Source organism: Anabaenopsis elenkinii CCIBt3563 (genome assembly GCF_015245355.1).
In the GTDB taxonomy this organism is placed as follows: domain Bacteria; phylum Cyanobacteriota; class Cyanobacteriia; order Cyanobacteriales; family Nostocaceae; genus Anabaenopsis; species Anabaenopsis elenkinii.
This window is the reverse complement of record NZ_CP063311.1, coordinates 3,683,598-3,709,597: the sequence shown is the minus strand read 5'-3', so window position 1 is coordinate 3,709,597 and position 26,000 is coordinate 3,683,598. Positions and strand designations below refer to the sequence as shown.

Here is a 26,000-nt window from a genome sequence, read left to right as displayed (position 1 = left end):
GTTTTTATTCTGGGTTTTTCAGCTATCGGATGCTCAAGTCTAGCACGTAGCATATATTTTGTGGGAGTTAAACTAAATACTTAATCGTTAAGCTGTACGAACGGATATACCGCTACCCAATCTAATGAAGGTATCGGCGTAAATATCTCAACTTTTGCCACTGATGCTACAGATTGCTGCAAATCTATAGACTTAACTCGTCCTACTGGCACACCAGCCGGAAATTTCTGACTATAGGGAGATGTAGATACTAAATCACCTACCTGAACATTTGGCACTTTTTCATAAAACTCCAGCACAGCTTCCGCAGAAGAATCTCCCCGCAAAATCCCTTGAGATGAAGTACGGTTAATTTTGACACCGACTTGACTTTTCAGATCACTAATTAACAATACACGACTAGTATTAGGAGTTACAGTCTCTACTAAACCCACCAAGCCACCATAAGTTTTGACAATAAAGCCTTCTTTAATACCTGCATTGGAGCCGCGATTTAGGATCACTTGTTGCCACCAATTGTCAGCACTACGTCCCACTACCCGCGCCGGAATTGGTGGTGATTTGAATGGAGACCTCTCAATATAACCTAATAAATTTTGTAGTTGTTCATTTTGATTTTCTAAATCAGCTATACGCGTTTCTAACTCCAACAAGCGGACATCATTACGTTTTTCTGGGGTCGGTTTCGTCTGTAAAATTTGCAATGGACTGCTAAAAAGTTGATACATTTCTAACAGCAAATGACCCTGAGTCTGTCTCAACATCCAAGCACTACTCACTACTACACTTAGTAAACCGAGTTGTAGCAGTTTAGTATTCCACCCTCTATGCAAAGTAACCATATATACCTAAAATTATGAATTCATGCCAACCATAACCTAAATATCTGAATATTTGTGACTATATCTGCTTCGTATTTACATTGAGGACGCGTTCTAGCTGTTTAAAGTTTTCTAACACCCGACCTGTTCCCAGTACGACGCAACAAAGAGGATCAGGGGCAATGTGGGTAGCAATTCCTGTTTCATTGCTGATTAGGGTATCTATACCTTTAAGCAAAGCACCACCACCAGCTAACATAATTCCTCTGTCAATAATGTCTGAGGCTAATTCTGGCGGGGTGCGTTCCAGGGTTCGCTTCACAGCTTCTATAATTACTGCTAGTGGCTCCAACATACATTCACGAACTTCTACCCCTTTAACGGTGACAGTTCTGGGTAAACCAGAAAGCAAATGTAAGCCACGAACTTCCATCATGGCCTCATTATTATCATTAGTGGGATAGGCTGAACCAATGCGAATTTTGATCTCTTCAGCAGTGCTTTCTCCTATGACCAAATTATGAACTTTTTTTAGGTATGTTATGATGCACTCAGTGAGTTCATCACCAGCGATTCGCACTGATTCACTAATTACAGTCCCCTGGAGACTCAGTACTGCAACTTCTGTTGTGCCTCCACCAATATCAATAATCATATTACCTGTTGCTTCCGTAACGGGTAACCCAGCTCCTATTGCGGCTGCCATTGGTTCATCTATTAAATAAACATCTCTAGCCCCAGCTTCTGTAGCAGCATCCATTACAGCTCTTCTTTCTACCCCTGTAATACCACTAGGTACACCAATTATAATTCGAGGGGAAATCAGAGAATGTCCCTGATTGACCCGCTGGATAAAGTGTTTTAACATCAGCTCCGCCATATCAAAATCAGCAATTACACCATCACGCAAAGGGCGAATTGCAATCATATTTTCGGGTGTACGTCCGATCATTTTTTTCGCTTCCTCTCCCACTGCACGTGCTACCTTTTCATTTTGATTCAGGGCAACTACTGAAGGTTCTTGAAGTACAATACCTTTATTTGATACATAAACTAGGGTATTCGCTGTACCAAGGTCGATACCCATACCCCACGATGATCGAAATTTCTTAAAAAGCCCCACGCGTTTCTATGCCCCTTCTTTGCGATAGTGATTAGCTAAAAACTGTTAATGATAGATTCTATTATTTTTTTCACCTGGAGTCTACCAAACAAGATACTTTCATTCATGCGTCACTAATACCATTTAGGGATTAAGTATCTACACATGAAGTTTCTCTAGGTTGGTGAATTTGTGCTACTCACTTTATATAGCATCTTGGTAATTTTTTTGACAAATTTCTCATGACATCAAAATTGGCTATGATCAAACTCAAAATATATCGGTAATTTTGTAGCCAAAGGTCAGACTCATGAGCATTAACGTTGTCACCCTTGTTGGTCGTGTAGGTAGCAATCCAGATATTAAATATTTCGAGTCCGGTACGGTTAAGTGTAAATTAACATTAGCAGTGGGTCGCAGAACCCGTAACAGCGACGAACCTGACTGGTTCAATTTGGAACTATGGGGAAAAACAGCAGAGGTGGCGGGGAATTATGTCCGTAAAGGCAGCTTAATTGGAGTCAAAGGTTCCCTAAAGTTTGACACATGGAGCGATCGCCAAACAGGAGCCAACCGTTCTATGCCAATTATTAGAGTAGACCAATTAGAGTTGTTAGGTTCTAAGCGGGATACAGAAAGCGGTATGGTGGATATGCCTCGAGAAGAGTTCTAACTTGAGATGGGGAATAGGTAAAGATACCCACCTATTTCCCCTGCTCAACTAGTAACTGATTTGCAGTGTCACTGATGCTTCTACCTGCTGTTCACCACCAATTACAGGGGTGGAAGAATCTATATTAGCTAACTTGAGAACCTGATCCCGCTCCAACATAGGAGGCGGCGGCGCAGTTGCACTATTAATTTGAATGCTTACAACTTCCTGCGACTGTAAACCTAGGGTACTCAAAACAGCATTAGCCTGTTCTTGAGCATCTTGGGTGGCTTGTCTGAGTGCTTCTTTTTGAGCTGAGGCGATCGCCTGGTCACTAGCAATAAAACTGACACTATTAATTTGCGTTGCACCCACTTTTACAGCTTCATCTAACAGCTTACCGACTTGCTCTGTCGCCATCTGAAACCTCACAGTATTATTAGCAACATATCCAGTAATTCGTTGTACATTATCGGTGTAACTATAAACTGGATTGAGCCGGATACCGCTAGTTTGTAATTTTTCCACATTTCGGCTTTTGAGCAAAGCGAGCACAACCGATGCTCTGTGAGCCGCTTCTTGCTGTGCTAACTGTGCCGTTTTACTCTGAACCTCTACAGACATACTGACTTGTGACAAAGTAGTAGGAATTGTTTCCACACCTCGACCGCTGACTGTCAGAGTTCGCAAAAACCTCTGCCGGTCTTGAGCCAAGCCAGGCTGAATAGAAATTATACAACTTACTAAAACTAATACTAGTGTTTTACCACAGTTGGCACCCGGAAACAAAGAAGCAGATAAACCGGCTCCATACATAAAATTCGCACTCCTATGAGTAGACTATACAGATGCTGGGAAGAAAACCAATATACTAGTTAACAGTGAAGTGCCAACTCCTAATTCAACATTTCATCTTTGAACTATGATCAACTCGGCAGTTTTTATATGTTCTGACTTTGACGTTCTCATAGTCAAAATTAGGAGCGGTTACATTTTTTGAAACTGAAAAAAAATAATTAAAAATTTCGGAGACTATTGGATGGCATACTGGCTGCTGAAAACTGAACCAGAAAAATACTCCTACTGTAATTTAGAGCAGGATGGTAGTACAGTTTGGGATGGAGTTAACAATTCCCTGGCACTCAAACATATACGGAATATGGTGATTGGCGACTTAGCCTTAATTTACCATACGGGCAAAGAACGAAAAATTGTCGGTATAGCAGAGGTGGTCAGTCAGCCTTATGCTGATCCCACATTAAAAGATCCCAAACGGGTAGTTGTAGATGTCAAGGCACTGAAAAAAATCTCTGTACCCCTGCAACTGCACCAGATCAAGCAAGATGCACAATTCCAGAATTTTGACTTGCTGCGACTTCCTAGACTTTCAGTGATCCCAGTATCCGAATTTTACTGGCAAAGCCTGATGTCATTAACTACAGCCACAGAATAATTGATTAGCAGATATTTTCCATTTATGTTAATTGCCATAAAGTAGTAAAACTAAAGAGAAGGATTTTTGCACAACATAATGCAGTTTTTAGATGCAATCAACGTATATTGTCCCCTAGTGGCTACTACCACACAAACAGCAGACAGTTCAATGGTGATAGGCGCAGTACTCTTGAGTTTAGTGGTAATTTATCTAGCCAGTAAAGTGGGTGGGGAGTTATCCAACCGATTAAGTTTACCGCCTGTCTTAGGTGAACTTTTAGGAGGTTCGGTAGATGTGAGCCAGGTGATCTATTTAATTATCAGCGCCAGTGGTTTTCTGCTCGGCGCCGTCGTGCTAGGTAATATTTTCAATCAAACATTTGTGGCGATCGCTGATCAACTTAAAACACCTGGTGAACTGGTCATACCAGCATTTATCTTCGCCTTTGCCATGGCATACTTGGCCTCGGTCATCCATTTAGAAGCAATTCTGGGGGCTTTTGCTGCGGGTTTAGTCTTAGAGGAAACTGATAAACGCAAAGAATTGCAAAAGCAAGTTATACCTATTGCCGATATTCTAGTGCCAATTTTCTTTGTGACTGTGGGAGCAAAAACCGACTTAGGGGTCTTAAACCCAGCTATCCCTAGCAATCGAGAAGGTTTAATTATGGCGATTTTCCTGATCACAGTCGCCATTATCGGTAAAGTAATTACAGGTTTCAGCGTGTTTGGTCAACCCCAAATAAATCGTTTAGCAATTGGTGTAGGAATGATTCCTCGGGGTGAAGTCGGGTTAGTCTTTGCTGGTGTCGGTGCTGCTAGCGGTGTTCTTTCTAAATCACTGGGGGCTGCAATTATCATGATGGTGATCCTTACTACCTTTTTAGCCCCCCACTTTTACGGTTCGTGTTTCCACAAACAGATAACTTGGTAGCAGATCCAGACCAACTGATTTTGGACAATGTTACTGGAACACCGGTGATTGTCGAAAAACCTCAATCCCTCATGTCTACTATCAAAGATGTTAACAATCAGGAAAGCAACCCAGAATCTGGGGACAATTCATCAAAAACCTAACCAGGGGCTTCTGGTACCCCTGATGACATAAAGACTGGAGTTTAGGGTTTGGGAAAAAGTGTTTCTCATATGAAATCCCCATTACTAGCTAACTAGTCCTCAACCACAGGAAACATAATCCCCAAATACTCGTCTTTGGAGACTGTAAATTATAGTTTTTGTCTGACTACTACCAGCATTCAAAATGCTATATTTTGCGTATATTCCAACGATTTAAATGTTAATTCAGATACTTGTTATTATCAAGTATTAGTAAGGATTTTCAGTTTGCTGACAACAATTAAATTGATGATTTGAAGGAGGTATGAACAGGATTGGTGATGCTTTGAAAAGCAGTATAGAAAGATTCCAGGTAATTTCTCTAAAACTAATTAATAGTTGGTTTTAGGAATCGATGAAAATTGTCAGCCATGACCAAAGTCACAATCAAAAGGCTAAATCAAGTATTAACAACTAAGCATTGACAAAAAAAACTATGGTTAATTGTGGTGGTAATCTCGTTGCATCTAAAATAATTTGCACGCGTGAATACTATATCCTAATAGGATGGCAAAGTTAGAGGTGATATTAGGAATCTCAGCCATTAATTGTGTCTTTATACCAGCACAAAAGTCACAGCAGTAACAAAGATAAAGATTAGGTTGTAACAGTGTGACGATTAGCCAATATGTTCAGATATTGATGGCTCCCGTAAATGCGAATCAGGAGAAAGGATTGTGAAATTACACTGGTTACTACCCAGTACAGTAGGAACTATCGTCTTACTATCGTCGCCGGCTGTAGCAGCAAAACTGGAGTCTTGGCGTTTTGATGCCAATCAAAATCGTCTCGATATTCATACGAACAGCCCTGTTCAACCCCAAGCACAGCTGATATTCAATCCTACTCGTCTGGTCATTGATTTGCCCGGAACGACCTTCGGACGACCACAGTCCACACAAGAAATAGGTGGTGCTATTCGTGTTATCCGGGTGGCACAGTTCGATCCACAAACAACGCGCCTAGTTGTTGAACTCAGTCCTGGGTACACCCTAGACCCACAGCAGGTGAAATTTGAAAACGTTGGTGGCAATCGCTGGCAGGTACAATTGCCAACCCCAACACCAGAGGTAACAGAATCTTCTGCCAGAAGTACCTATACTGTGGTCACTATTGACTCTGATGATACCAAACCGGAGTTCTTATCACCGCCAGCGGAGTCCCTAGGAAAGCAAATTGCCAGCACCATATCCGGAAAGATTCAAATTGAGAACTTATTAGTAACAGGGGATGGGTTGTTTTTGCGAACCAACGGCGGCGCTCCTGAAGTGAAAATCAATCGGAGCCGCGATCGCAATACGATTGTTATGGATATCGCCGACGCAAGTTTATCAGCGAGTCTGACACAGCGAAGTCAGGAAGTTAATAGACATGGTATTAGTCGGATTGAATTAGCTCCCTTAAACGGCCAACCCCCCAGTGTCCGCATGACCTTGCGGGTAGACAAAGATAGCCCAGATTGGCGCTCAATGAATAGTAGCACCAATGGTTTAGTTCTTTTGCCCTCTCGTGTTGTGGGATTACCAGGTAATAATAATTCCCATAATTCCCGTAATACTAGGACTGAGCCTAGCAGCAGTCATCAGACAGGAACCCTGGTAACAGCCAACAGACCAGTCGCCGATCATATAAATCCCAGCGTAACCGCAGGAGCACCAGCAATAATTCAGGCTATAGAACTAGGTAATAATGATACGCAGTTACTGATTAGATCAGATAAAGCGGTCAATGCCACTAGTGGGTGGGATAGATCCTCTGGTTTGTTCCGAATCACTATTCCCAATGCTCAGTTAGCTGAAAACGTCACTGGTCCAAATTTTAGTCCTAATAGTCCCATCCTCCGGGTACGCCTACAACCTCAAGACAATACAGTGGTGATCTTGGTACAACCGGCAGCGGGAGTACAAATTGGGGAAATTAATCAAGTCAGCAACCAGCTTTTGGCTCTACAATTACAAGGTTCTCGTCGGGGTACAGTGGTTTCTCCCCCAGTGGCCTTACCTCCCCTAGGACTACCAACCCAAGGGCAACTACCCACGGCAACTTCTGTGCCCCAACCCACACCCCAGCCTGTTCCAAGTCCAGCACGGAAAACTAGAGCTGTCGTGATGATAGACCCCGGACACGGTGGTAGAGACCCGGGCGCAATTGGTATTGGCGGGCTGCGCGAAAGCGATATAGTTTTACCTATTAGCAAAAGAATAGCAGCGATTTTGCAGCAAAATGGCATCCAAGTTGTATTAACTCGTGATTCTGACTATTTTGTTAGCCTACAAGAACGAGTGAATTTAGCAGCGCGAACTAATGCTGATTTATTTGTCAGTATCCATGCCAATGCCATCAGTATGAGTCGTCCAGATGTCAATGGCTTAGAAACATATTATTACGACAATGGTCAGAGTCTTGCTCGCTCGATTCATAACAGTGTTCTGCAAAATGTCACGATCAGAGATAGACAGGTGCGGCGAGCCAGATTTTATGTCCTCAGAAGAAACACTATGCCCTCGGTTCTAGTAGAGGTGGGTTTTGTCACAGGTGCAGAGGATGCTGCTAGACTCAGAAGCACAGCTTACCAAAATCAAATGGCCGATGCGATCGCTCGTGGTATTCTCCAATATCTACAACGAAGATAGGCGAATTACCCCACCCCGTGGCGGATGGGGCTTCTTGTTGCATTGAAATATCCCACCTTATCTACAGTAATGGCTGAGAGCTTGTTTTACCTAGTTATAGTTGGAAGCCATTACGAATTACAAATTTTCTGCTACATTTTTTATTTTATAACCCCAAACCAAAATTAATATCTACCTGTGTATTCATCTTCTATCTTTAAAAATAATCCTGACCATTTTGGCGAGCAAGAACCTCAACGAGCCCCCATCGGCGTTTTTGACAGTGGTGTGGGTGGGCTGACAGTCCTGCAACAACTTTATCGGCATCTTCCCCAGGAATCTATCATTTATTTTGGAGATACCGCTCACTTACCTTATGGCATTCGTTCACAAGCTGAAATTTTAAGGTATGTGCGCCAAATCCTCAACTGGATGCAACACCAACGTGTAAAAATGGTGATTATGGCTTGTAATACTAGTTCTGCCCTCGCATTGGAAATAGTACGTAGGGAGTTTAGTATGCCTATTCTGGGAGTTATCCTACCAGGAGCTAAGGCAGCAGTGCAGCAAGGAAAGCGTATTGGTGTAATTGCTACCCCAGCCACAGCCAAAAGTAATGCCTATCGCCATGCTATTTTAGAAATTAATGCCAATGTCCAAGTCTGGCAAGTTAGTTGCCCTGAGTTCGTGCCACTCATTGAACAAAATCGCATTCATGACCCCTATACTACTGAAGTGGCACGGTCATATTTACAGCCGTTAATCCAGGAAGAAATTGATACATTAATTTACGGTTGTACCCATTATCCCCATCTTGCACCTGTACTGCGATCAATCCTCCCCTCTCAAGTCAAACTAGTAGACCCAGCTGTTCACGTTGTCGCTGCTTGTAGTCAAGATTTAGAACTATTAGGATTAAGCAATACATACCCCCCAGTAGCTACTCGCTTCTGGGTCAGTGGTTGTCCACAGCAATTCGCTCAATCGAGTATCCCGTGGCTAGGCTATACTCCAACTGTTGAGGTGGCTGATTTCAATGACACATCAGTTTCCAACTTTACCAGTCATTGAGAATTGATGATTATTTTGACTTTATAACCATCCCTGGTCAAGCTAGTTTATTGACTATTGACAACCTCAGTCACCTGATGAGTTATTGACACATCTTGTTTGTCTTTTTCTGAGTTAGTGATAAGTAAATCCCTAGGAGCAGATTGTTTACCACTTCTCTTGGCTAGAGCTAATAATAAGTAAACTGTAAACAAATATCCCGCAGCTAAAATAAAAGTCAACATAGGCATCTTCCCGTAAATCATCTTTCTAGCAGCACCCCTATGAATGGAATATGTAATTTTTTAATTAGAAGAAATTCAACCAATCAAGGGTTTCCTTGATGGCTGTAGTTTGCTCTACTAAACTCTTCCGTAAATTTACAATTATCTACGGTTAGCTAAATAACTATTGAAATTAGTTTTTTTGCAGACCACACACCACAACAGTTGAATTGCTCAACAGCAAACCTAACTGTACTCCTCAGCAGTCTACTGAGTCTGCATTGTTTATGGGCACACCTCTATGACCAGATCAGCCTTAGCGTCTAGTAGACGCTAAGATATGGTAGCGAATAACCATAAGGATACCGCGAAAATCCAGATCAGGAGGTTCAATTGCCGCACAAAGAACGAATAAAGAAATAAATTTCTTTTTCTTACTTCAAAGCGACTAATTATTTGAGAATTCAGTACCAAATAGGTAAAAGCACTTAAAACCTGTTTACCCTTGGAAAATGAGTTCTGAGAAATTTAAAATCCATACATTTTAGCCTAACACAACGCTCCTGAGTTTTCACTCAAGTTTGGGATAAAATTTGAAAATTTTTAGATATGCAAAAATCAAACTGGCAGGACTTAGCAATCCATGGTGCTCAATAAATGGATATTGTTCAACTGTTATTTATCAAACATATTGGCAGCTATGTATTTTAGTTAACTTATAGTACCCATTGGCAGAAATTAATTTCTGGTAAAAACAGCAATATTTTTCTCATGCAGTCTAGGCATAAAACACGACACGTAGTAGCTCCTCAACAATATACAGAAAATATTAAGTCAGATTGATTTCTGGATCTGATGGCACATAGACAATAAATCTCAAAAAAAATTTGTTTTGATCCATAAAATATTTTTCCGAGCAGGAAACATAGCTATAGGGGCTTTCCATAAGGGTTATAGCCAACTTGTGGTTGTTAAGGATCTGAGTTTTTTGTCCAAAATAGAGACTAAATAAGCAGGTATTCTCTTATCAAAACTTTGCGCTGGCACAGGGTTATCTTAAAATGAGTGTAGGATATGTAAACTTTCGTAACGTAAGCCAGAGTCCGCCCATCCATGACCTCAGCCACCTCCCTGTTTACCCCTGTGGAAGCAGACCTGCGACTGCTAGCAGATAACCTCAAGCAGCTAGTGGGAAATCGCCACCCCATCCTATTTATGGCCGCCGAACATCTATTCGGAGCTGGGGGAAAGCGTATCAGACCAGCAATTGTTTTGCTGATATCGCGGGCCACAATGTTAGAAAAAGACATAACGCTGCGTCACCGGCGCCTAGCAGAAATAACGGAAATGATTCACACGGCAAGCTTAGTGCATGACGATGTGGTAGATGAATCACAAATGCGACGTGGTGTGCCTACTGTTCATAGTCTGTTCGGTAATCGCATTGCTGTCCTAGCAGGAGATTTTCTCTTCGCCCAATCGTCCTGGTATTTAGCAAACTTGGACAATTTGGAGGTGGTGAAACTACTCTCAGAAGTGATTATGGATCTGGCTACCGGCGAAATCCAGCAAGGAATAAATTGTTTTGATAATAGCATTTCAATAGAGACTTACCTCAAAAAGAGCTATTACAAAACAGCCTCGTTAATTGCTAACAGTGCCAAAGCATCTGGGTTACTTAGTGAAGTTTCCCCAGAAACAGCCGAACATCTATATAGCTACGGTCGTCATCTCGGTCTGGCATTTCAGATTGTGGATGACATTTTAGATTTCACTAGTACCACAGATACTTTGGGTAAACCTGCCGGTTCAGATCTCAAAAGTGGCAATCTGACTGCACCCGTTTTATTTGCTTTAGGGGAAAAACCATATCTGGAAGTCCTCATAGAACGGAAGTTTAACCAGCAAGGAGATTTAGAGCAAGCACTGGAGCTGATTCAACATAGCCAAGGTATACAGCAAGCTAGGGAATTAGCCTCTTACCATGCCAAGTTAGCAGTTGATCATCTTGAGGTACTACCACCTTCCGAATCACGCCAGGCACTAATTAACATCGCTGACTATGTACTTAGTCGGCTTTATTAACAAATTTCAAATTTTTAATTTAAAAATTTTTATTTCTTGCAGTGGGGAGTACTTGGATGTATCTAAGTACTCCTAACTGCAAAATTTATTTATGCAATATCTGGAGGGATTCGTTTACCAATTTGGTGTTGCTGCACTCGTTCTTGCAGGATATTTTGTAATTGTGAACGTTGGATTTCAACAGTATGAGTGGTCTTACCAGGCGTTTCTAAAAAGACTATACTATCTACGGGTTCTAGTGCCAACATTTGGAACAAAATATGGGTAACAGGAAAAATTTTAGCTAGCATTTGAGGGTCAAGCCCAGCAGGTGAAATTAGGGAGACATCCTGTATGGTAGGAAAAGCGTAGATAACGCGCTTTTCCAGTCCTGGATCTGCACGATTGCTTAATGTAGTTAACACCCAGCGCTCTTCAGCATTTTGGAGAATATAGTACTGGGAATGGCGTAATTTCTGGGCGATCGCAATCAATGCAGGAGCAATTGCTGAAACGAGATGTGGTGTTATGCCATCGCGGGGTGCATTATTAATTAGCAATTGAACTTGTGTTTTTAAATCCATAATGACTTGTCAACGGCTCGGTGGGTAATGGCAAAAGCATCTATCAAATTGTGAACTATTACATCACAGTTAGGAACTCACCAAATAGGCACATCCTAATTCTGGGAAGAATTTAACCAGCCAACACCCGCAGTCGTCACAGGTTTTACCTCAGTATTTTAGGGTCTTTTGAAAACCGAGACTATGAATTCAGTCGCAACTGCAACAATTCCAAGCAAAAAAGTTACCACCCCAACCGTTCAGGGAGACAATTCTATCGGCATGGAAGGGACATTCCAACTCCTATATCAGGAGCTTCAGGAATCAACTAAAGCTTCCCAGCAGAATTGCCATGATGTAGCCACAAGAATTAGCACTGAAGTATACCGAATTTGCCAAGAGAGTAAACGTATCCAGGCTTCTGGTGATGTGCAAAGTTCAGCTATTTCCCTAGCCAGACATCGCTTACAACAGTGTCTTAGGTACTATCTGTTAGGTTCTAGTCGGGGTAGGGTAGAGTTACACAGTACTCTGAGTGCAATTATTTATCGCTATATCAATCCTCCTCAAAGACAGTTGAGCTATCAAGGGCGACTCACCATTATTGAAGATTTTCTCCAAGGTTTTTATCTGGAATCGTTAAATGCCTTCCGGAGGGAAAACCAAATGGTCTCGACTTATCGTCCCCAAACTCTTCTGGAATTGGCAGAATACATGGCGTTTACAGAACGCTATGGTAAGCGGCGAATTCCCTTACCAGGACGACAGCAGCAGCTGATCATCCTACGGGCTCAAACGTTTTCCCAACAGCAACCCCAGGAAACCAATGTAGACATAGAACAAGCCGCAGAAGGTAGTTCCAATGACAACGATGGTTCTTGGGAAGAACCAGCAGTACAGCAGTTGCGTTCAGCAATGGCTATGCAGGTAGAAACAGAACCTGAAGAAGATACTCTCCGTTCGGTTGTGATTACTGAATTAATGGATTATCTAGAACAACGACAACAATCTGATTGTGCTGATTACTTTTCTCTGCGTCTCCAGGATTTATCAACTCAGGAAATTGAGTCTATTTTGGGTTTAACTCCCCGTCAACGGGACTACTTACAGCAACGCTTTAAATATCATCTGATTCGGTTTGCCTTATTACACCGTTGGGAATTAGTTCATGAGTGGTTAGAAGCCTCACTACATACTAATTTGGGTTTAACTCCCCAGCAATGGCACAATTATACAGCGCAATTAGATGATAAACACAGAGCGTTACTGAAATTGAAACAAGAAGGACATCCAGATGAGAAAATTGCCAAAACTCTAGGTTTATCAACAGCCCAACTCCAAAAACGGTGGTTTAAAATTTTGGAACAAGCCTGGGAAATTCGTAACTCCCTAGTATCCGGATCAAGTGCATCTACTCATGAATAGTGACTCAGAATCCTTACAATCGGATTTACTCCATTGGTTGTTGGCTCATAAAACTAACACTAACGGGCTTAAACTGTTAAAGTGTAAGGAAATTGACGGGGTAGACGACCCTCTCAAGCAGGTGGCTGCTTTCACAAGCAGTGACCTAGAATTGGGAGGAATGCCCCAAACCTTTCAATTGGGAGAAATTCCTACTGTGCAAGAACGTTTCCAAGCCCTCCTCAAGCGTCGGCTACAAATCCAAGCTCAAGAGCAGCCTCCTCTATTCCCATGGGAGTCTCAATTAGTCGATTACCCAGATTTTGTCGAAGAGCCATCGCTGGTATTAACTCCTAACTGGGGATGGATACCACAGCAGTCAGAGCTAAATCTGCCTATACCCTTGCCCGATAAAGTTTTCCAAAAATTATTGGAAAAATGTCAGGGGTTGATTACATCTTCCCTACCTTTAGGGGCAAAACTCGTTCAGGTAGTTGAGAGCTTTTTCCCCCATGAGTCACAGACAATTAATGATTTAGCTGGATTGGTGCTCAGAAGCACCTATAGGTCTGTGAGCACCTTGGAGACAATTCCCCAGATACACAATAATTACTCAGACTTACAACCTCGCCAGCAGATGGCATTGTCATTACTTGCAGCTAAACAACTGCTAGATAATTTGACTTTACCAGTGTCTTTAGCCAACCCAGTGGTAGAAAGACAATGGCTAACCAGTGCCGGAACTCTGACTGTGAGGGTAGAATGCCATTCTCAGCATCAGCCAGTGAAATTGAGAGTTGATTGTGAGTTACCTGTTCCTGGAAATTTGAAATTGCAAGGAAATGGTCAGCAGGCAATAGCCAATGCTGCTGCCCCAGGAAATCTAAGTGTAGAATTAGACGTCAATCAACCAGTTACCACTTATACGCTAGAAGTTGATTTTCCAGAACTAGACGAACAGTCTTTACTGTTCGCGATTAGTTATACCATTTAGTTGAAATCACTGGTGGTAGCGGTAGCTTTGTTAGTTGATTGGTAATTCATGTATCACATATTGCTCGGATTTTGAAAATTATCCTTTAGTCCAAATCGATCATTAGGGTTTCTACTTTATTAACCAGCGGTCATTGAGTTGCTTTAGACAAACCGCATTGAAAACTACATACCTTGAAAGTGGGAAAACAAAGGATAAAGCTTCCCTGCGGGGAGTTGCTTTGTTTTTAAGATGAACTGACATAAAACACCATGGAGAAGCAAGGTAGTAAGACCAATTTGTAATTACAAAAGCCAGAATCAATCTGTGTTCTCACATGATTGTATCTGTGGCATTGTTCCCAAACTTGGTGTAGTTGCTATCTTAAAGATTGTTTTCATGGCATCTACAGCATTCCTTTACCGATATTCTCAATGTTTAACTTATCCACTAGCAACCAGGTTTAGCTTCTACCTATAGGCGGTTACTGTGGGCAAAATCTCCACATCCCACAGTCCACACCAGCAAAAAAGCTAATTTTCTCGAAGAGGGAAGGGCGAAAGAAGGTTAATCTGTCTTTGATACTCCTAGGGCTAGAAGCACGTGGGATTATTGCTTCCTGTCCTGTTGGCTTCTTGCCTGTCGGGCAGACGGGGCAGACACGGCGACTAAAAGCCAATGGGCTTTTGTGCTTTGATTTTTGTAATCTGTTCCCACATCAAATAGGTATCCTATATAGTGAAGCCCATTCAAATCATCACTTTCTGCTACATCTCCCAGAAATACGCGACTTGTGCAATTCTCGTTAAATTTTACTATTCCCCAATTAAACCCTGGGTTTTCAGCCTACCTAAGGCATTTTCTGCACACCGTTTTTTAGCCTCCTTTTTACCACGAGCTTTTCCTTCTCCGTAAAGCTGCTCACCAACAAAAACCTGGGCCAGATATTCTGGAGCATGATCCTGCCCGCCGACGCGTTCGGTGGTATAATGGGGAAGCATAGAGTCAAAATTTGCCTGCACCCATTCTTGGAAGCGGTTTCTGGAATCTACATTAGAGCGGACTTGCAGAATTTCTTCAGGGACAGATTTAAATAAATCTAAAATAATCGGGCGAATTTTCTCAACATTGCCATCGCAATCTAAATAATACGCTCCAACAACTGATTCAAAAGTGCTACTTAATAAATTGGGACTTTTAAATCCTCCATCCTGAATCGCTCCTTTTCCCAAGCGCATTAACGAGTCTAAACCAACTTCAATGGCAAATTTAGCGAGTTGCTTTTCATCCACTAGTGCGGATCTTCGGCGAGTCATTTCATCTTCTGCCATCTCTCGATAGCGAGTATCGAGATAGAGATACTCCCCACTGAGAAAGGTTAGCAAAGCATCCCCTAAAAACTCTAAGCGCTCATTATGCTTTTCGCCAGGATTTTCGTTGACATAGGAACGGTGAGTTAACGCCTGACGTAAAAGTTTTTCGTTCTTCAATTTTAACAATTCATGCATTTCGTTTTTGTCTGTGAACTCTTGTGACCCATTTAGTTAGATTGTTTGTTGACGGTTTTGCATACCTCCTGGGGAATATTTTTAGTATATTTAGGTATTTATTAGCCAAAAAAAATGATTTGTCATTGAAAAACTCAGGCTGGCTAGAGATAAAGCGTTGTAACTCGCATTTTTTGGCGATAATATGGGGATAATTACCTTACCAGCTTGTAACACCACATTTGGTGTCAATTTTTTTATGGAAATACAATTAATTAACATTGGTTTCGGGAACATCGTGTCTGCCAACCGAGTAGTTGCCATCGTTAGTCCGGAGTCTGCTCCAATTAAACGCATCATTACCGATGCCAGGGACAGAGGTCAACTAGTGGATGCAACTTACGGTCGTCGAACCAGGGCTGTAATTATCACGGATTCTAGTCACGTGATTCTTTCGGCAATTCAGCCGGAAACAGTAGCGAATCGATTTGTGATTTCTCGAGATCATCATAGTGTAGATAACTGATTTCATGTAGGTGAATAACTCTACACCTATTTGCACCATATCCGCAGTACCATATTAATTACAGACTTTTTCTGTCACTCGTGCTACAAATTCGTTGATCAAAAGTTTCTCTGCTCACAAAAACACACTTAATGATGCATAAATAGTTTCTCTCTTGAGTCATACCAAATAAGTTTCGTTACCCCCACAAGTTAAGATTCAGACGAGTTACTGCAGGAGTTGAATTTAATTGAGGTGTGATATCTTGAGGAGAGTCGTAAAAATACTTACTCAATATTACTAATATTGGCTGTAGTAAGACAGGTCTAATTAAGTAGACATAAAATAATAAGAGCAACGTACATTCCACATAAATGCGCGGTGAGATCGTTAATAATTAATTCATAGTTTGAAGGGATGAAGCAAGTTTTACCTATCCAGAGTGGTTCTAAAACCAAAGAAAACGCCTTTCTAGGCAGGCTAATTGTTTTAACTGGCCCCAGTGGGGTTGGTAAAGGCACTTTACTGCAAGCCCTCTTAAAACGTCACCCAGAAGTTTACTATTCTGTTTCCGCGACCACTCGTTCCCCACGTCCAGGAGAAATTAATGGTAAGAATTATTACTTTATTAGCCGCACTAAGTTTGAACAATTAGTTTCCGAAGGTGAATTCTTGGAGTGGGCAGAATTTGCTGGTAATTATTACGGTACTCCTCGCGAAGCTGTGCTAAACCAAGTTCAATCTGGGAAATTGGTGGTACTGGAAATTGAACTGAAAGGAGCAAGACAAATCCGCGCTTCCTTACCCGGCACTCTGAGTATTTTTGTTTTACCACCTTCTGTCAAGGAGTTAGAGAGGCGGATACGTGGTCGCGCCCAAGATTCGGATGAGGCGATCGCAGTTCGTCTGCGCCAGGCGGAAGAAGAAATTCAAGCCGCAGGAGAGTTTGATGTTCAAATCGTGAATGACGATTTAGAAAATGCTCTCCATGACATAGAAGCCACGTTATTTAATTGAACCCAATATCTGAGAAAATGATACTGTAGGGTGACTTGAAAAATCCGATCTTAATCTTCCTGATCAACTTTTTTTTGAGAATTAATCAAGAACTAATCAGCTTAAGAAAAAATGTCAGTGAATACTCTTGCAAATGTTGAGAAACATCCGGGTAATAGATAGCTTAAAAGCCAGGATTTGTCACCCTTCTTGATAATTTTTCACAAAAAATTAGGACATCAGGCATGGCTAATGCTAAAACATAACTAATTATTAGCAATTACCAATGCCCAATGTCTGATTATGAAAAAATCAAATTAACCCAATAGACCTTGAATAAGTGCCAAATTGCTAGTTAAAAAATAAGCGACTACTGCACCGCCAATTCCACCAATTAAGAAAGAACTAGCAAAATTATTCCAGCTTTCTTTCGAGTTAAAAGCATCGACGGGTGGGTTAGGAACAGTGACGCTCTTGAGTGCTTTAGCAGGGTTGGTGTTGGCATATAGAGATAGACAGGCTGTGAGAATCACAACCAAGCCAATAGCTCCCAGTAAACCAGCCAAGTTAGCGTTAGGTGCATCACGCAGAGGACCCAATTTCGCGAAAGGCCCAAATAGCAAGTAACCATGAGCCATACCCACTTCTAAACCACGTCTGGAAGGATTGAGACCTGGACGATAGGCAGGTAAGTTATTAATGAACCACTTCACCAACGGAGAAGAATTAATTGGTGTTTCCAGGTTTCCTTGCTGAGGATCACGTCCTGCGGGAGCAACTACCTCCCGATTTCTGGGATCGCTGGGGCGATTTTTCGATGAATTTACTGCTTGCGCCATGTTGTGTATTCGCCTTTAAATTAGAATGATGGCATTGTTATATTATTAATAATAATTGTGGCTAAATATGTTTTTTTGATCCTTAGTTTAAAAAAATTAATTTATTTGCTTTTTTCAAGCTAAGATAATCGCCAGATTATCTTAGCCTATTTTTCCTACAAATTCCAGTGATACCTGAGGCTGATTAGGTCGAGTAATGACACCACAGAAGATTAGTCACAAAACCCCACCTTCAACTTATGGTAGTGGGTGAAAAAGTAAGTCAGGAAAAAAGCGGTTAAATTCAATTAAAATTCCGGCTGTAATGGTTAGCCAGATAGTAGCTGCTACTGGAGCAGTTGAAAGAAAAGTGATGAAGTAGGAGGATTGGTCGCCTTTGTCTGCCATGAATTTAGTCTCCAAAACACATAAATTGACTGAGCAATAATTAACGGGGAGAAACAGTGATTTCTGAATCTTTGGCGGTTAATTCCCCTGAAAGGAGTTCTTTAATTGCTGCTACAGGCCAAGCAAAGCCTGTGCCGATAATGGGTAGTGCTAAACCCATATCAATTTGGATTTCCTTGGATTCCGTATCTGATAACTTTTTGATGGCTTGGAGGTAAGCACGGCCTACCCAGCCAATCCAACCAGCAATATACAAAAACAGAATACTGGGAATGAGGAAGTCACCAGCCCTATCAAGGCGACCATCAACAATCAAGTGAGGGTAGCCTTCTGGTCCACACAGTGCCTGAGAATAACGCTCAAAGCGCTTTCTGCCTGATTCAGGATCGGCGGTGGTGTTCCGGGCATTTTTTGCTAGCTCTTGAAATGCGGGAGAGTCTTTACAAGGTACCAGGTTAGCCCCAAGCGCTTGGGCAGGGGGAGCAAAATTGGACCAAAGACAAATCGCTAAAATCAAAGCAAACAATCGTCTCATGAGTTGTTTCCTTTTATTACAAAACAAAAAGTTCTTGTACAAAACGAAGCGGCTTGTACAGTTGTTTATTTGCATAACTAGCAAGTCATCATACTCTTGGGCGGGAACAGAGTAAAGTTTAAGTAAATAAAAGTTAAAGCTTCTCCCACAAATCTTTACTTAACATAACCTGACAATGGCAACTGTTTTAGCAATAGAAACGAGCTGCGATGAAACTGCCGTCGCAATTGTGAACAATCGTCACGTTTATAGCAGTGTTGTAGCTTCCCAAATTCTAGTTCATAGTCAATACGGCGGGGTAGTACCAGAGGTGGCATCCCGTCAACATCTAGAAACAATCAATCAGGGTATTGCTCAGGCTCTAGAGCAAGCCCAACTAGACTGGGATCAAGTAGATGGCATTGCGGCTACCTGCGCTCCTGGACTGGTAGGAGCACTCTTGGTAGGGTTGACTGCTGCTAAAACTTTAGCAATGTTACATAACAAGCCATTCTTGGGAGTGCATCACCTCGAAGGCCATATTTACGCAACTTATTTGAGTGAGCCTAGTTTAGATCCCCCATTTCTTAGCTTACTCGTTTCTGGTGGACATACAAGCTTGATTTACGTTAAGGATTGTGGTATTTACGAAACCCTGGGCGAGACTCGTGATGATGCTGCTGGTGAAGCTTTTGATAAAGTAGCACGGTTATTACAACTGGGTTATCCTGGTGGGCCTCTGATTGATAAATTAGCACAAACGGGTAATCCCTACGCCTTTACTTTGCCAGAAGGTAAAGTTTCTTTACCAAGTGGGGGATATCATCCCTATGACAGTAGTTTTAGTGGGTTAAAGACGGCGGTACTGCGATTAGTTCAGCAATTAGAGAAAGATGGTAAACAGTTACCAGTCAGTGACTTAGCAGCTAGTTTTCAGGAAACCGTAGCGCGATCGCTGACCAAAAGAGCGATCGCCTGCGCCCTCGACTATAATCTCAATACCATTGCCGTTGGTGGAGGGGTAGCAGCTAACAGCAGCCTCAGAAAAACCTTACAGTTAGCCGCCGCCGAGTATAACCTGCGTGTTTTGTTCCCACCCCTGAAATATTGTACCGATAACGCGGCTATGATTGCCTCAGCTGCTTCTCATCACCTATCTCTTGGTCATACATCAGCCTTGACCTTAGGTGTTCAGTCCAGATTACCACTCACCCAGGTGATGAACTTGTATATTAGATAGCCACGGATACAATCCCACGTACTTCAATCCGTGGGTTGATCCGGTCAAAGATTGTTTACTATTGACCGAATATGATCAGCAACTACATCCGGCTGTTCTAACATTGCCAAATGACCACAATTAGGAATTTCAATCACATTGTCCCCGGTATATTTAAAAAGCCAATGAAAACTAGCTAAATGACGAACGTACTTAGGTTCCATCACTTTGTCATCAGTACCAGCCAAAAAATAAACTGGCTGCTGCAACTGAGATACTAGCTGAGGCAAACGGTTAACTTCTTCCTCTGTGGTGAAATCTAGTAATGATCCTAGAGCAGCTTCCGGGTCAGCCATGACAAAATCAACCACGCGCTGACGCGCCCAATAACGATCTAAAGGACGAGCCACACTAGCTCTAGTAAATAACAAATCAATTAAAGGGATATGAGACAGCCACCGGGGGCGGACTTGCAAAAATCTTTGACCTGCTGAACGAAACTGCTCAAAGGCTTCTTTCAGGTAAATACCACCCCCGGCATTGATACATATAACACCCTTAACACATTCAGGCATTTGAGCAGCCGCCCACAGGGCTATTGTGCCTCCTAAGGAATGCCCAATTAGCCAAGCATTAGTAATATTCATCTGTTCTAGAAGGGCTGCTAAATCTTGAGCATAAACAGCTGGCGTATAAATAGAATCAAGGCGTAAACTCGACTCATCAATTGAGTTAGAAGTCAAGTTTACAGTTTGTATCTGACTAAAATCTGATTCTGGCTGAGATTTTGATTCACCAAAACCTCGCAAATCATAAGACAGACACTGCAAGCCAGTGGACAGGCGAGAAATTACAGGTTGCCAATACCCACGGCTATTGAGCCAACCGTGGATAAACACTAAAGTATAGGGACAGGAAGTGGGAGCCGTGAGCTCGTATGCGTGTGGAACGCCCAAGATTTCAATGGTTGCCATACCTAATATCGTACCCCTAACAAGGGGTGCGATTGACGTACAATCCCCTATCAATAACTGGGTATTATGGGTTTAAAGAACAATTACAGGTACAACCTGTCTGACCTGGTTTTAACCGCAGGATAAAGCCTGATGCAGAATATGTTTTCTTGGGATGAGTAGATTGTGGTAACAACTTTATCCATTTTAGCATTGAATCGCTGAACAACTGCTGCTAGTTGGGGATATGGGCGGCATCAATGTCCGCGGTGGTTCACTACTGATAATGATGTACCAATGTGCCATCCCTAATTCCCCATCTTCAATAATTCACCGGAAATTCTCGACTTTTTGGGAAATTACTCCCGGGTGGCAAAACAAAATGCTAAACTGATAAATGATTGGTGTGAAACACGCCATAAAAAGCTATGACCATCAAAAATCCCGGTAACATCTAAAGAAATTTAAGTGAGAGGGATATTTAGGCTTTTAGCTTCCGAAAACGTGAATCAACACTCCTGTGAAAGTGGAAACCAATTAAGTTATACTACCCGAACCACGTCGGCATGGGTTTTTGGAAAACTTGGTTTAATAGTCCTGATTCTGTAGCGACAACTAAAACTAACTCTTTAGAAGCACGTACAAGGTCTGTTGCGAGCGAATCTAGCCCCAATGGCGAGAGCGTTGCTGATCAGAAAGAGACTCGCATTGTTTTTAGTACGGATCGAAATATTGACCTGTATGAGCTCGAGGAACTTTGCGATGCGGTTGGTTGGTCGCGTCGTCCTTTAAGAAAAGTAAAAAAAGCCATTGAGCATAGTTTTCTCGTAGCCTCCATGTGGCAAGTACGAGGAAACCACAAACGGCTAATTGGTTTCGCTCGTGCTACCTCTGACCATGCTTTTAATGCGACTATTTGGGATGTGGTAGTTCACCCCGACTTTCAAGGGAAAGGACTGGGTAAGGCTCTGATGAAATACGTACTCAAAAAGCTCAGAAGTGAAGAAATCAGCAATGTTACTCTGTTTGCTGATCCTCATGTTCTAGATTTTTATCGGGGTATGGGCTTCATATCAGACCCAGAAGGCATTAAAGGTATGTTCTGGTATCCGCAGTAATGTCAAAAAGATAAAATTGGTTAGCCAAAATCAGTTAAACCTGCTATATTAATTTAATATTGGTGTGGCGGTGGTAAATAATTATTTGGGGCGCAGTCCCCAATGTTTAACTGTTTAGGCTATAATACAACTAGCCTGTATGTTGGATAGTTTTGATTACCACCAGCATAGAGACTAATTGATCCGGGATGTAGCGCAGCTTGGTAGCGCGCCTGCTTTGGGAGCAGGATGTCGCAGGTTCAAATCCTGTCATCCCGATTTAAATTTATTTGAGTAGACGCAGATTATCTCAAGTCTGACTTGAAAAATCTGGATCAAAGCGGGTGAGGCTGGAACTATTCATGATCTGAGTTCGTCATCTAGGTTTAATAAAGCCAGTTCTATGGCCTTGAGAATTTCAGATATGGGGGAATATCCCGGGAAAATTGACAAAAACATCATGGGGTCGCCCATTACCAGAGAAGTTATTCTGGTTAGGGGAATGGCGCTTTTTGAGAATTACTTGTTAGCATTGAACCGCCAAAACAAATTTTCCAAATTTTCCGCCGGATGAGAATATCACTTAAACTAGTGAGTCTAGTCCTCATCCTTTGTATTTGTCTTATTTAACTATTGATGTGAGGATATCTTATGAAAGCATTAGTTCGCTGGGGCGCAACATTGGGCTTGCTGGGAAGCACCTTGCTGGGATCGGTTTTTGTGGGCAATTTGTCTGTGCTGGCTTTGTCAGAAGAGAAAATAAAAGAAAAATTAGATGCTATTCCTGTATATCTCATTACTAATAATCAAGGTTTACCACTGAGTCGTCCGCTATCAGATAATCAGACAACCGGCGCATCAGTAACAGGTGTTTATATGAGCCGGGAGGAAGCTCAAAGTTTTATTAAGGAACTGCAGAATGTCCCCGGTAAAGATCCGAAAATCCAAAAAATGGTGAACAGCCTACAAGTAACAGCAGTGCCTCTGGGTGTTATTTATCAAGAATTGCAACAAAGTAAAAATCAGTCAGAACGCCTTCTATTTGCCTTTAAACCTGTAGATCGAGAAGTTCAGGGGGCAATGGAATTATTGCGTCAAAGTGGTCAAAAAGTAACCCAGTTTACCAGCGTGCCGATTTTTGCTGTGAGATTTTCACCAAATCAGGGTTATGTGCCTATTCAATTCAAATCTGACAATGAAGAATTTATTCCTTTGTTTTTAAGCAAACGAGATGCCCAAGGCTTATTAAATCAAGTGAGACAGCAGTTTCCCCAAGCGGATATTCAGGTCATAGATATAGACGGGGTAATTAAAACTTTACAGGATAAAGATGATCCCTGGCTTAACCAAGTTGTTCTCGTACCATCCCAAGAATCTCGAGAATATATCAACACTTTGCCCAGAGAGGGCAGAAATAATTCAGGGACAGCTAGACCCCAGCAACGTTAAGGAATGACAGACAAATATGATCGGGTAGTTTCCGGTTTACGGCTTTGGGAGTGGCGTAACAGAGCGATCGCCCAAGCCGTCGCTCATGACATTTCCCCAGCCGAAGTAGATTGGTTACTTCTAGAAGTAGGGGATTTAGACCGCTTGGCGCTGCGGTTAGAATCTTTTAAACAGAGGGCTGACATTCCCATGTCCTTACCTTTAGAAAATTTAGAGCAGTTATGGCAAAGGCGATTAAATGAACACCTACCAGTACAGTATATTGCCGGAGTAACCCCTTGGCGAAATTTTAAAATCGCCGTGTCAAATGCAGTTTTGATTCCCAGACCGGAAACTGAGTGTTTAATTGATCTAGCCGTGGCTGCGGCTCAGAACAGTGACCCAGCCCCATTGCTCAGTTCCGGACATTGGGCAGACTTAGGTACTGGTAGCGGTGCGATCGCCTTAGGTTTAGCAGATGCTTTACCAAAAGCAACAATTCATGCAGTGGATTACAGCCCGGAAGCATTAAAAATTGCCCTGTCAAATGCTTGTAATTTAGGTTTTGACCACCGGATTAAATTTTATCAGGGTTGTTGGTGGGAGCCGCTAACAGCCCTCAAAGGACAGTTTAGCGGTATGGTATCCAACCCACCTTATATTCCCACTACTACCGTGGCTACCTTGCAACCAGAAGTAGTCAACCATGAACCACATCTAGCTTTAGATGGTGGTACTGATGGCTTAGATTGTATTCGCCAGTTAATAGAAATCTCTCCGGACTATTTGCGCCCTGGTGGTGTATGGCTGATTGAGATGATGGCGGGACAAGCGGATACTGTACACAGACTTTTACAGCAACAAGGTAGCTACTCTAATATTCAAATTCACGCCGACTTAGCAGGTATTGAAAGATTTGCGGTAGCTTCTATAAGTACCCAGTCGTGAAATATAGCAACCGCCAAGGTAATTTAAGCATAAACTATAAGTAGTCCCTTTTCATGTGAAGCGATCGCTTGCTACAGGTATATGCCCAAGCCGTACAGTTACGACCTTCGTCAAAAAGTAATCCAAGCGATTGAACTCGATGGCTTGAAGAAAACTCAAGCCAGTCAAATGTTTAATATTAGTCGCAACACCATCACCCTATGGTTGAAGCGAAAAACCGAAACGGGGGACTTCCAAGCCTTGCCTAATCAGCGTCCTGGGAATGGTCACAAAATTACCGATTGGGAAAAATTTCGTGAGTTTGCTTCCGTACATGGCGATAAAACCCAAGTAGAGATGGCCTCACTTTGGCCTGAAGAAATTAGCGATCGCACAATCTCAAGAGCTTTGAAAAAAATTGGTTTTACGCGAAAAAAAAGACTTATGGCTACCGTGAGCGCGATGAGGTCAAACGACAGGCTTTCGTAACGCAGTTGTCTGAGTTACCTGTGGAGAAGATTGTATACCTCGATGAGTCAGGAATGGACAACCGAGACCAGTATGATTACGGTTGGAACTCAAAAGGACAGCGCTTCCATGCACTTAAATCAGGTCGTCGTGAAGGTCGGGTGAACATAATTGCCGCGCTGTGTAACCATAAGCTGATAGCTCCTTTCACTGTTGAGGGTGCGTGTAATCGAATAGTATTTGAGACTTGGCTTGAAGCTTGTTTGCTTCCCACACTCAAACCAGGACAGGTTGTGGTGATGGATAATGCCACATTTCATAAAGGTGGGCGCATTCAACAACTGATTCAGTACGCAGGGTGTGAAGTGCTGTACCTACCACCTTATTCTCCAGACCTGAATCAGATTGAAAAATGTTGGTCTTGGTTAAAAAGTCGAATCCGCAAAAAACTTGAGCGGTTTGATTCTTTACGAGATGCCATTGAGGATGTCTTGCTTTTTGCGTCCTAACCTCCTTGGCGGTTGCTATAATTGTTAATTCAAGCGTCTTCAACCTGACAAATGACTCAAGTTTCTTTAGTTGACTTAATAGCGGGCGCACGTGCTGGCTTATTAGTCAGTTTTCCCACAGATACAGTACCCGCACTGGCGACTTTACCAGAGCAAGCACCATTGATTTTTGAAGCGAAACGGCGCAGTCAAGATAAACCTTTGATTTTGATGGGAGCTAGTGCGGAGGATTTATGGCCTTATGTTCAAGGTAATGAAAATGAGTGGAAAATTTGGCAAGAGGTCGCAAGTAGATATTGGCCGGGAGGATTAACATTGGTATTACCAGCTAGCGATCGCCTGCCAAAACAGATGAATCCTCATGACCCTAATACAATTGGTATTCGAGTCCCTAATAGTGCGATCGCTCAAACCATTTTGGCACAAACAGGACCCCTTGCCACCACTAGCGCTAATTTTTCAGGTCAACCACCCTTACAGGGGTTAGCAGAAATAGCTGATCAGTTCCCGCAAGTTCTCACTCTGGAATCGACTCAAGGTCGTGCGGAAGTTTCTGGAATTGGTGTACCTTCCACTGTGTGTAAATGGACTGGTAATAATTGGCAGATCCTACGTCAAGGTACAGTTAAATTAACTTTTGAGAATAATTGTTAAAT

The 26,000-nt window shown here is 42.3% G+C and carries 25 protein-coding genes, 1 tRNA gene and 1 pseudogene; 17 read left to right on the top strand and 10 right to left on the bottom strand.

Annotated elements, in window-relative coordinates; translation table 11 throughout:
- Positions 1–80 precede the first annotated feature (80 nt).
- Entirely contained in the window at positions 81–842 is a 762-nt protein-coding gene (mreC, locus tag IM676_RS16205; protein WP_200987836.1) for a rod shape-determining protein MreC, read from the bottom strand.
- A 58-nt stretch (positions 843–900) separates the two neighbouring features.
- Positions 901–1,908 (bottom strand): rod shape-determining protein, encoded by a 1,008-nt coding sequence (locus IM676_RS16200; protein WP_200987835.1) that lies wholly within the window; start codon positions 1,906–1,908, stop codon positions 901–903.
- A gap of 325 nt (positions 1,909–2,233) precedes the next feature.
- Here IM676_RS16200 and IM676_RS16195 point away from each other — a divergent pair, with 325 nt between their 5' ends.
- Positions 2,234–2,596, top strand: coding sequence for a single-stranded DNA-binding protein (locus IM676_RS16195; RefSeq protein ID WP_200987834.1), 363 nt, complete (start codon positions 2,234–2,236; stop codon positions 2,594–2,596).
- 48 nt (positions 2,597–2,644) lie between these two features.
- Here IM676_RS16195 and IM676_RS16190 read toward each other — a convergent pair whose 3' ends face one another.
- A complete protein-coding gene (locus tag IM676_RS16190) occupies positions 2,645–3,391 on the bottom strand; it encodes an SIMPL domain-containing protein (protein WP_200987833.1) in 747 nt (248 codons plus the stop codon).
- A 223-nt stretch (positions 3,392–3,614) separates the two neighbouring features.
- Here IM676_RS16190 and IM676_RS16185 point away from each other — a divergent pair, with 223 nt between their 5' ends.
- The 4 genes and pseudogenes from IM676_RS16185 (at position 3,615) to murI (ending at position 8,808) form a co-directional block, all read left to right on the top strand.
- Positions 3,615–4,028: an EVE domain-containing protein gene (locus tag IM676_RS16185; protein WP_200987832.1), complete on the top strand. Its 414-nt coding sequence runs from the start codon at positions 3,615–3,617 to the stop codon at positions 4,026–4,028.
- Between the two features lie 264 nt (positions 4,029–4,292).
- A pseudogene (locus IM676_RS16180) lies at positions 4,293–5,086 on the top strand (cation:proton antiporter); the annotation flags it as partial.
- A gap of 716 nt (positions 5,087–5,802) precedes the next feature.
- Entirely contained in the window at positions 5,803–7,758 is a 1,956-nt protein-coding gene (locus IM676_RS16175; RefSeq protein ID WP_200987831.1) for an N-acetylmuramoyl-L-alanine amidase, read from the top strand.
- 177 nt (positions 7,759–7,935) lie between these two features.
- The gene (gene murI / locus IM676_RS16170; protein ID WP_200987830.1) at positions 7,936–8,808 is read left to right on the top strand and encodes a glutamate racemase; all 873 of its coding nucleotides are present in this window, start codon (positions 7,936–7,938) and stop codon (positions 8,806–8,808) included.
- A gap of 47 nt (positions 8,809–8,855) precedes the next feature.
- Here the strand turns inward: murI and IM676_RS16165 are convergent, their stop codons facing one another.
- Positions 8,856–9,032: a hypothetical protein gene (locus tag IM676_RS16165; protein ID WP_225880388.1), complete on the bottom strand. Its 177-nt coding sequence runs from the start codon at positions 9,030–9,032 to the stop codon at positions 8,856–8,858.
- A gap of 1,092 nt (positions 9,033–10,124) precedes the next feature.
- Between IM676_RS16165 and sds the strand changes: the two genes are divergently transcribed.
- Positions 10,125–11,096, top strand: coding sequence for a solanesyl diphosphate synthase (sds, locus tag IM676_RS16160; RefSeq protein ID WP_200987828.1), 972 nt, complete (start codon positions 10,125–10,127; stop codon positions 11,094–11,096).
- 89 nt (positions 11,097–11,185) lie between these two features.
- Here sds and IM676_RS16155 read toward each other — a convergent pair whose 3' ends face one another.
- Complete coding sequence (locus IM676_RS16155; protein WP_200987827.1) at positions 11,186–11,659, bottom strand: hypothetical protein; 474 nt, start codon at positions 11,657–11,659, stop codon at positions 11,186–11,188.
- Between the two features lie 183 nt (positions 11,660–11,842).
- Between IM676_RS16155 and hetZ the strand changes: the two genes are divergently transcribed.
- Entirely contained in the window at positions 11,843–13,063 is a 1,221-nt protein-coding gene (gene hetZ, locus IM676_RS16150) for a heterocyst differentiation protein HetZ (RefSeq protein WP_200987826.1), read from the top strand.
- The gene (locus IM676_RS16145) at positions 13,056–14,036 is read left to right on the top strand and encodes a PatU (RefSeq protein ID WP_200987825.1); all 981 of its coding nucleotides are present in this window, start codon (positions 13,056–13,058) and stop codon (positions 14,034–14,036) included. The genes hetZ and IM676_RS16145 overlap by 8 nt, the downstream gene beginning before the upstream one ends.
- Before the next feature lie 794 nt (positions 14,037–14,830).
- Here IM676_RS16145 and rnc read toward each other — a convergent pair.
- Positions 14,831–15,523: a ribonuclease III gene (gene rnc / locus IM676_RS16140; protein ID WP_200987824.1), complete on the bottom strand. Its 693-nt coding sequence runs from the start codon at positions 15,521–15,523 to the stop codon at positions 14,831–14,833.
- Between the two features lie 238 nt (positions 15,524–15,761).
- Here rnc and remA point away from each other — a divergent pair, with 238 nt between their 5' ends.
- Both remA and gmk read left to right on the top strand, forming a co-directional pair.
- Positions 15,762–16,028: an extracellular matrix/biofilm regulator RemA gene (remA, locus tag IM676_RS16135; RefSeq protein WP_200987823.1), complete on the top strand. Its 267-nt coding sequence runs from the start codon at positions 15,762–15,764 to the stop codon at positions 16,026–16,028.
- A gap of 396 nt (positions 16,029–16,424) precedes the next feature.
- Positions 16,425–17,024, top strand: a complete 600-nt coding sequence (gene gmk, locus IM676_RS16130) for a guanylate kinase (RefSeq protein ID WP_200987822.1) — start codon at positions 16,425–16,427, stop codon at positions 17,022–17,024.
- Positions 17,025–17,320: 296 nt separating this feature from the next.
- Here gmk and IM676_RS16125 read toward each other — a convergent pair whose 3' ends face one another.
- The 3 genes from IM676_RS16125 to IM676_RS16115 all read right to left on the bottom strand — a co-directional run bounded on the left by IM676_RS16125 (position 17,321) and on the right by IM676_RS16115 (position 18,764).
- Positions 17,321–17,842: a photosystem I reaction center protein subunit XI gene (locus IM676_RS16125; RefSeq protein ID WP_200987821.1), complete on the bottom strand. Its 522-nt coding sequence runs from the start codon at positions 17,840–17,842 to the stop codon at positions 17,321–17,323.
- A gap of 237 nt (positions 17,843–18,079) precedes the next feature.
- On the bottom strand, positions 18,080–18,229 hold the full coding sequence (gene psaJ / locus IM676_RS16120) for a photosystem I reaction center subunit IX (RefSeq protein WP_200987820.1): 150 nt from the start codon (positions 18,227–18,229) through the stop codon (positions 18,080–18,082).
- 40 nt (positions 18,230–18,269) lie between these two features.
- The gene (locus IM676_RS16115) at positions 18,270–18,764 is read right to left on the bottom strand and encodes a Photosystem I reaction center subunit III (RefSeq protein ID WP_200987819.1); all 495 of its coding nucleotides are present in this window, start codon (positions 18,762–18,764) and stop codon (positions 18,270–18,272) included.
- 175 nt (positions 18,765–18,939) lie between these two features.
- Here IM676_RS16115 and tsaD point away from each other — a divergent pair, with 175 nt between their 5' ends.
- On the top strand, positions 18,940–19,983 hold the full coding sequence (tsaD, locus tag IM676_RS16110; RefSeq protein WP_200987818.1) for a tRNA (adenosine(37)-N6)-threonylcarbamoyltransferase complex transferase subunit TsaD: 1,044 nt from the start codon (positions 18,940–18,942) through the stop codon (positions 19,981–19,983).
- A 44-nt stretch (positions 19,984–20,027) separates the two neighbouring features.
- On the opposite strand, the gene IM676_RS16105 is transcribed toward tsaD, so the two are convergent.
- On the bottom strand, positions 20,028–20,936 hold the full coding sequence (locus IM676_RS16105; RefSeq protein WP_200987817.1) for an alpha/beta fold hydrolase: 909 nt from the start codon (positions 20,934–20,936) through the stop codon (positions 20,028–20,030).
- A gap of 545 nt (positions 20,937–21,481) precedes the next feature.
- On the opposite strand from IM676_RS16105, the gene IM676_RS16100 reads away from it, so the two are divergent.
- From IM676_RS16100 to IM676_RS16075, 6 genes are all read left to right on the top strand, one after another.
- Positions 21,482–22,033, top strand: coding sequence for a GNAT family N-acetyltransferase (locus IM676_RS16100; RefSeq protein ID WP_200987816.1), 552 nt, complete (start codon positions 21,482–21,484; stop codon positions 22,031–22,033).
- 184 nt (positions 22,034–22,217) lie between these two features.
- Positions 22,218–22,291 (top strand) — tRNA-Pro (locus IM676_RS16095).
- Positions 22,292–22,663: 372 nt separating this feature from the next.
- A complete protein-coding gene (locus tag IM676_RS16090) occupies positions 22,664–23,461 on the top strand; it encodes a Tic22 family protein (RefSeq protein WP_200987815.1) in 798 nt (265 codons plus the stop codon).
- A 3-nt stretch (positions 23,462–23,464) separates the two neighbouring features.
- Entirely contained in the window at positions 23,465–24,388 is a 924-nt protein-coding gene (gene prmC / locus IM676_RS16085; RefSeq protein WP_200987814.1) for a peptide chain release factor N(5)-glutamine methyltransferase, read from the top strand.
- A gap of 81 nt (positions 24,389–24,469) precedes the next feature.
- A protein-coding gene (locus tag IM676_RS16080) for an IS630 family transposase (protein WP_200986959.1) occupies positions 24,470–25,344 on the top strand; the annotation gives its coding sequence in 2 pieces (ribosomal slippage) (positions 24,470–24,799 and positions 24,802–25,344; 873 coding nt in all).
- A 51-nt stretch (positions 25,345–25,395) separates the two neighbouring features.
- Positions 25,396–25,998, top strand: coding sequence for an L-threonylcarbamoyladenylate synthase (locus tag IM676_RS16075; RefSeq protein ID WP_200987813.1), 603 nt, complete (start codon positions 25,396–25,398; stop codon positions 25,996–25,998).
- The last annotated feature ends 2 nt before the right edge of the window (positions 25,999–26,000 follow it).